Here is a 6,732-nt window from a genome sequence, read left to right on the forward strand (position 1 = left end):
ACGAGGGCCTGTCCCGAATCGGCAGCAATGCACCCTCACAAACGGCCGCGGCGCCCTGAAAACCCTTGCGCCGGCTTTTTCACCCGCGCTCTATAGAATGACCCCGGCCTCTTCCGGCCCCACCTTCACACCAGGATGCCGCGTGCAAGCCAATCCCATTATTTCCATACAGCAGCTGAGCAAAACCTACGCCTCGGGCTTTCAGGCGCTCAAGTCGGTGAACCTGGACATCCAGCGCGGCGAAATTTTCGCGCTGCTGGGCCCCAACGGCGCGGGCAAGACCACCTTGATCAGCATCGTCTGCGGCATCGTCAATCCCAGTTCGGGCACGGTGACGGCCGACGGGCATGACATCGTCCGCGACTACCGTGCCGCGCGCGCCAAGATAGGCCTGGTGCCGCAGGAGCTTTCGACCGATGCTTTCGAAACCGTGTGGTCCACGGTGAACTTCAGCCGGGGCCTGTTCGGCAGGGCGCCCAACCCGGCCTATATCGAGAAGGTGCTGCGCGACCTTTCGCTGTGGGACAAGAAGGACAGCAAGATCATGACGCTGTCGGGCGGCATGAAGCGCCGGGTGCTGATCGCCAAGGCACTGTCGCACGAGCCGGCCATCCTGTTCCTCGATGAGCCCAGCGCGGGGGTCGACGTCGAGCTGCGCAAGGGCATGTGGCAGATGGTGCGGGACCTGCAGGGCAGCGGCGTCACCATCATCCTGACCACGCATTACATCGAGGAAGCCGAGGAAATGGCCGACCGCATAGGCGTCATCAACAAGGGCGAACTGATTCTTGTCGAGGACAAAAAAGTGCTGATGCGCAAGCTCGGCAAGAAGCAGCTGAGCCTGCAGCTGCAGACACCGCTGCAAAGCATTCCCGCCGCGCTGGCGGGCCTGCCGCTGGAGCTGACCCAGGAGGGCCGTACCCTGGTCTACACCTTCGACACGCAGACCGAGGAAACCGGCATCGCGGCGCTGCTCAAGCAACTGGCCGAACTCGGCATCGACTTCAAGGACCTGCATTCGAGCGAGAGTTCGCTCGAGGACATCTTCGTGAGCCTGGTGCACGCCGACAAACCCGCCAACCACAAGGAGGCCGCATGAACTGGCACGCCGTCCGCGCGATCTACCGTTTTGAAATGGCGCGCACCTTCCGCACGCTGACCCAGTCCATCGCCTCGCCGGTGATCTCGACCTCGCTCTACTTCGTGGTGTTCGGCGCGGCCATCGGCTCGCGCATGGGCGACATCGACGGCATACGCTACGGCGCCTTCATCATCCCCGGCCTGGTCATGCTGTCGCTGCTCAATGAAAGCATCTCCAACGCCGCCTTCGGCATCTACATGCCCAAGTGGTCGGGCACGATTTACGAGCTGCTGTCCTCGCCGGTGTCGTCCATGGAGGTGGTGATGGGTTACGTGGGCGCGGCGGCGAGCAAGTCCGTGCTGCTGGGCCTTTTGATTCTCGTGACGGCGCGCCTCTTCGTGCCTTACAGCATTGCCCACCCTTTCTGGATGCTGTGCTTTCTGCTGCTGACGGCGCTGACCTTCAGCCTCTTCGGCTTCATCATCGGGCTGTGGGCGGACAACTTCCAGAAGCTGCAGGTCGTGCCGATGATGGTGGTGACGCCGCTGACCTTCCTGGGCGGCGCGTTTTATTCCATCAACATGCTGCCGCCGCTGTGGCAAAACATCGCGCTGTTCAATCCGGTGGTCTACCTGATCAGCGGCTTCCGCTGGAGTTTCTACGGCGTGGCCGACGTCAACGTGGGCGTCAGCGTGGCGGCCATCGTGGGCTTCCTGGCGCTGTGCCTGGGCACGGTGTGGTGGATCTTCCGCACGGGCTGGAAGCTCAAGGCCTGATGGCCGGGGCCCGAGGATGCGGCGGGCGCTGAAGCTTGAAAGCGCCGCGTTCAGGCGCATCTGTGTTGTTTGAACGTTTCATGCCTGAAAGGCCTCGTCATGCCTGCCGACCTTCCCGCTAGCCCCACCGCAAATTCCGTCACCAACCCGGTCCTCCAGGTCAAGCCGCTCGGCTTTCCGTGGGCGACGCTGGACCCCTTCCTGTTTTGCGTCTACCACGACGACGCCTATCCCAAAGCCAATGCGCGGATGGGCCCCGACGCCTCGCTGGCCGGGCGCAACATCGGCCAGGACTTCGCGCGCAAGGACGGCTGGAACATGTACCACGGCAGCACGGTGCCGGGCTTTCCGGCGCACCCGCACCGCGGCTTTGAAACCGTGACCATCGTGCGCAAGGGCCTGATCGACCATTCCGACTCGCTGGGCGCGACGGCGCGCTTCGGCCGCGGCGACGTGCAGTGGCTCACGGCCGGCCAGGGCGTGGTGCATTCCGAGATGTTCCCGCTGCTGGACACGGCCAATCCCAACCCGCTGGAGCTGTTCCAGATCTGGCTCAACCTGCCGGCCGCCGGCAAGATGGCGTCCCCGCACTTCACCATGTTCTGGTCGCAGGACATCCCGCGCCGGGTGGTGACGGACGATGCGGGCGGTACCACCGAGGTCGCCATCATCGCCGGGCGCCTGGGCGATACCAGCGAAGCGCCGCTCGCGCCGCCGCCCGACTCCTGGGCCGCGCAGGCCGATGCCGACGTGGCGATCTGGACTGTCCGCATGACACCGGGCGCGCGTTACACGCTGCCCGCCGCCACGGGCAGCGGCACGCAGCGCCAGCTGTATTTTTTCAAAGGCACGTCGGTTACCGTGGGCGGCGACCCCGTCACGGCCCATGCGGCCATCACGCTGCGCGCCGATGCGTCCGTGGAATTGATCAACAGCGGCAGCGAGGAAGCCGAGTTCCTGCTGCTGCAGGGCAAGCCCATCGGCGAGCCGGTGGTGCAATACGGCCCGTTTGTGATGAACACCCAGGCCGAGATCGCGCAGACCCTGGCCGACTACCAGCGCACGCAGTTCGGCGGCTGGTCCTTCGCGGACGACGCGCCCGTGCACGGCCGCGAGCCGGCGCGTTTTGCGCGCTACCCCGGCGGACATTTTTCCTCCGGGGAGAAGCAGGACTAAGGACGGGTTTCTCCTTCCCCCGCTGGGGGAAGCTTGGCCTGTCCTGAGCTTGTCGAAGGGGGATGGGGGCTGACGGCGCTTGAAGTTGCCCGGGGTATTTTGAAAGCCGCTGGCCCCCACCCCCGCCCTCCCCCAGCGGGGGAGGGAGTAAGAACGAGTACTTCCATCAAGGACGCATGATGACGATAGACAGCAAACACGAAGCCGTGAAACACGAACTCGACACGCTGGCAGCGGCTTTTTTCGAAGCCGTGTCCTTCGAGCCCGGCGGTGCGCCGCCTTACGGCAACATCCACGGCCTGTTCATTGATACCGGCCTGCTGATCAAGAACACGGCGTCCACGCCGGAGATATCGACGGTGCGCGAGTTCATCGCGCCCCGGCAAGCCCTGGTGGACAGCGGCGCGCTCACGCGTTTCAAGGAATGGGAACTGTCGGAGCACACGCAGGTCTTCGGCAACATCGCCCACCGCTACAGCGCCTACGGCAAGGCCGGCACCCAGAACGGCAAGGACTTCGAAGCGCGCGGTGTGATCTCGACGCAGTTCATCAAGACGCCCGAAGGCTGGAAGATGAGCGCCATGGCCTGGGACGACGAGCGGCCCGGCCTGTCATTGCCGGCCGAGCTGCTGAGCCGCTAGGAGCCTGGGCCGGAGCGCGAGGCCTTAATCCCAGACGGGCGCCAGGCTGTCGGGGTTGACCAGGCGGTCGTTGCGCTCCAGCGCGGCAATGGCGGCCATGTCGGCTTCCGTGAGGCGCAGCGTTTGCGCCTTCAGGTTGCTTTCGAGGTTGGCGCGCTTCGTCGACGACGGGATCACCGCGTAACCGAGCTGCATCGCCCAGGCCAGCGCGACCTGCGCGGTGGTGGCCTGGTGGCGCGCGGCGATCTCCAGCAGCACCGGGTCCTGCAGCACCTTGCCGTAGGCCAGCGTCATGTAGGAGGTGATGTGCACGCCCTGGCTGTGCGCGAAGTCCACGATCTTGCGGTTTTGCAGGTAGGGGCTGAGCTCGATCTGGTTGGTGGCGATGTTGGCCGCGCCCACGGCCTCGATGGCGCGCGTGAGGTAGTCGATGTTGAAGTTGGACACGCCGATCTTGCGCGTGAGGCTCAAGGCCTTGGCCTCCATCAAAGCACCCAGGGTGTCGACCAGCGGTACCGGCTGCCTGGGCGCCGGCCAGTGGATCAGCGTGAGGTCGACGCGGTCGGTGCCCAGCTTGCGCAGGCTTTCCTTGAGGCTGGGAATCACCTTGTCGGCCGCGACGTTGTCGGTCCAGATCTTGGTGGTGATGAACAGCTCGCTGCGCGGCACGCCGCTTTCGGCGATGGCCTGGCCGACCTGGGCCTCGTTGCCGTAAATCTGCGCGGTGTCTATGGCGCGGTAGCCGAGCGCCAGCGCGTTCTTGACGGAGTCGATGACGACCTGGTCCTTGAGGCGGAACGTGCCGACGCCGAAGGCGGGAATGCTGCTGGGGGTGCTCATGGTGATGTCCTGCTGTTGGGTGAAATGTTGGGTTCGGGAATGGATGGCGTCAGTGTGCAACGACCGGGCTGTTCCCCGCCGCGCAGGGCGCAAAACCTCACGCGCGTCGAGGCGACCGCCCCAGTAAGTAAGGGCCAACGCGCCCAATACAAGCACCTCCCGTCCGGTGAATATGCGACCGGCGATCCGCGCGGCCCGCTACCGCATCACGGCCTTCCTGGATTTCGTGGCCGGGCGGCTGGCCTGGGCCGTCCCCGCGCGGCCCAGCAGCCAATAAGTGGACATGCGGCCGCGACCCTTGATGTCTATGGGCTCGCGCGCGGCAAATGAAAAGTGCTGCCGCGTCTGCAGGTACACCGCTTCGCTGACGTGGACCGCCCCCGGCTCGCCGCTGGATTCCATGCGGCTGGCCACGTTGACCGTGTCGCCCCAGACGTCGTAGAGAAAGCGTTTGACGCCGATCACACCCGCCACCGCGGGCCCGGCGTGGATACCGATGCGCATGGCCAGTGCCGTGCCGTTGCCGCGGTTGTAAAGCCGCAGGGCCTCGCCCATATCGAGTGCCAGTTGCCCCAGGGCGTCAAGCTGGTGGTGTGCCACCACCATGTAGGCATCGCCTATGGTCTTGATTTTTTCCAGGCCGTATTTTTCGACGAGGCCGTCGAAGGCCGAGAAGATCTGGTTCAGCACCAGCACCAGCGCGTCGGGCGGCAGCGCGCGCGAAAAGCTGGTGAAGCCGGCAATGTCGGCGAACAGCACGCCCATGTTGTCGAACTTCACCGCGTTGACCTTGTCCTCGCGCTTGAGCTCATCGGCGATGGAGGCCGGCAGCACGTTGTACAGCACCTTGTCGGCGCGCGCGCGTTCGCTCTCGGCGCGCTGCATTTCGGCGTACAGCTCGGCGTTGCGCGCATAAATGAACCTGTCGAGCTCAATGCACAGCACCACCACACAAAAGGGATTGACCAGCGCGGCCAGGAGCTCGACACCCTCGCGCACCCGCAGGCTGGCCGCCAGGCCCAGCGCCAGGAAGCTCAGCACGTACATGGGCCGGCGCACCGGGCTGGGCGTGCACATGACGGTCGCGACAAAAGTCGCGCCGGCGGCATAGATGGCCAGGTCGCCCCACATCCAGCCATGGACTGTGCCGACCCAGGTGGCCAGCACCATCGCACCCGCGCAGGCCGCATTGAGCGCCGCCTCGCTGCCTCGAAGCCGCGGCAGGAAGCGGTCCGCCAGGACCACGGCGATGAAAAACAGCTCGGCAGCGAGCTGCCAGGCCAGCAGGCCCGCGAAGCCCGGCGGCCAGTTCTGCGGCGCGACGTTGACATAAGACGCATCCGCGGCAAATGCCGCCGGCGGCAAAAGACAGGCCACCGCCTTGCTGTAATAAACCCCGTGCGCCCAGCTTTTGCGGACGAGCCACTGCCGAAACGGCGCATTCGCCATGATGTTCCTCCCCTTGCGCCGCGCGGCATGGGCGCGGCATGCGGGCGACCATACGGGCCGGCCGGCTTTGGGTCAATGGACATTGACCGCCTGCGGTCTTTTGATGTGCGACAGCAGAAAAAAAAGCGCCCGGAGGCGCTTTTAAGTAGAGGCCGCAGCGGGCAGCCGACTTAAAGCGCTTGCAGGGTCTGCAGATTTTTGGCGGCAATGGCCTTGAAGCCTTCCGAGGTCAAGGCGTGCGCTGCGGCGGTGCCCCAGAATTCTACGGCGCCGCTCTGTGAACGCAGCGCGCTGACAACAAGGCCGACTATGGTGGGGTGAGTTGCCATTGAATCAATTCATGAATAGATAGATGAATAGATAGATGAATAGATATTTTGGGCGCTCCCTAGTGAAAGCTCCAAAAATTCGGATTGCATGAATAGATACGGCGCATAAAAAAAAGCGCCCGAAGGCGCTTTTTTTGGATGGAAGCCGAAGCAAATTACTTCGAAACGACTCGCACCATTTCCAGGCACTTGTTGGAGTAACCCCATTCGCTGTCGTACCAGGCCACCACCTTGATGAAGGTGTCGATCACCAATCCGTACATGCGGATCGCCGTACTGGCCAAGCTAGATGCTGTTGAATTCCGTCGAAATCTGATCCACTTAACGCAGTAATTTCCATCCAAATCTGACCCACGTAGGCACTACCCTGCTTGTTTTAAAAGCAGGGGAAATTAGGAGTGATAGACGTGGCGACATTGAATGTCATCAGACGCTGGGCA

General features: G+C 63.9%; 7 protein-coding genes. 4 read left to right on the top strand and 3 right to left on the bottom strand.

The features are described 5' to 3' along the window. Window positions 1–97 precede the first annotated feature (97 nt). From ACLV74_RS18805 to ACLV74_RS18820, 4 genes are all read left to right on the top strand, one after another. The gene (locus tag ACLV74_RS18805) at window positions 98–1,099 is read left to right on the top strand and encodes an ABC transporter ATP-binding protein (protein ID WP_411880935.1); all 1,002 of its coding nucleotides are present in this window, start codon (window positions 98–100) and stop codon (window positions 1,097–1,099) included. Beyond that, window positions 1,096–1,857 carry an ABC transporter permease gene (locus ACLV74_RS18810; protein ID WP_411880936.1) on the top strand — a complete coding sequence of 254 codons (762 nt, stop codon included), beginning with the start codon at window positions 1,096–1,098 and terminating at the stop codon, window positions 1,855–1,857. Before ACLV74_RS18805 ends, ACLV74_RS18810 begins: the two co-directional genes overlap by 4 nt. Window positions 1,858–1,956: 99 nt before the next feature. Then, window positions 1,957–3,033, top strand: a complete 1,077-nt coding sequence (locus ACLV74_RS18815) for a pirin family protein (RefSeq protein WP_411880937.1) — start codon at window positions 1,957–1,959, stop codon at window positions 3,031–3,033. Window positions 3,034–3,212: 179 nt separating this feature from the next. Continuing rightward, window positions 3,213–3,674 carry a hypothetical protein gene (locus ACLV74_RS18820; protein ID WP_411880938.1) on the top strand — a complete coding sequence of 154 codons (462 nt, stop codon included), beginning with the start codon at window positions 3,213–3,215 and terminating at the stop codon, window positions 3,672–3,674. Between the two features lie 24 nt (window positions 3,675–3,698). Here ACLV74_RS18820 and dkgB read toward each other — a convergent pair whose 3' ends face one another. The 3 genes from dkgB to ACLV74_RS18835 form a co-directional block, all read right to left on the bottom strand. Then, window positions 3,699–4,514 (bottom strand): 2,5-didehydrogluconate reductase DkgB, encoded by an 816-nt coding sequence (gene dkgB, locus ACLV74_RS18825; protein ID WP_411880939.1) that lies wholly within the window; start codon window positions 4,512–4,514, stop codon window positions 3,699–3,701. Window positions 4,515–4,712: 198 nt separating this feature from the next. Next, window positions 4,713–5,963, bottom strand: a complete 1,251-nt coding sequence (locus ACLV74_RS18830; protein WP_411880940.1) for an adenylate/guanylate cyclase domain-containing protein — start codon at window positions 5,961–5,963, stop codon at window positions 4,713–4,715. Between the two features lie 170 nt (window positions 5,964–6,133). After that, window positions 6,134–6,292, bottom strand: coding sequence for a hypothetical protein (locus ACLV74_RS18835; protein ID WP_411880941.1), 159 nt, complete (start codon window positions 6,290–6,292; stop codon window positions 6,134–6,136). Between the last annotated feature and the right edge of the window lie 440 nt (window positions 6,293–6,732).

It is taken from the genome of Polaromonas sp. YR568 (genome assembly GCF_943369415.1).
In the GTDB taxonomy this organism is placed as follows: domain Bacteria; phylum Pseudomonadota; class Gammaproteobacteria; order Burkholderiales; family Burkholderiaceae_C; genus Polaromonas.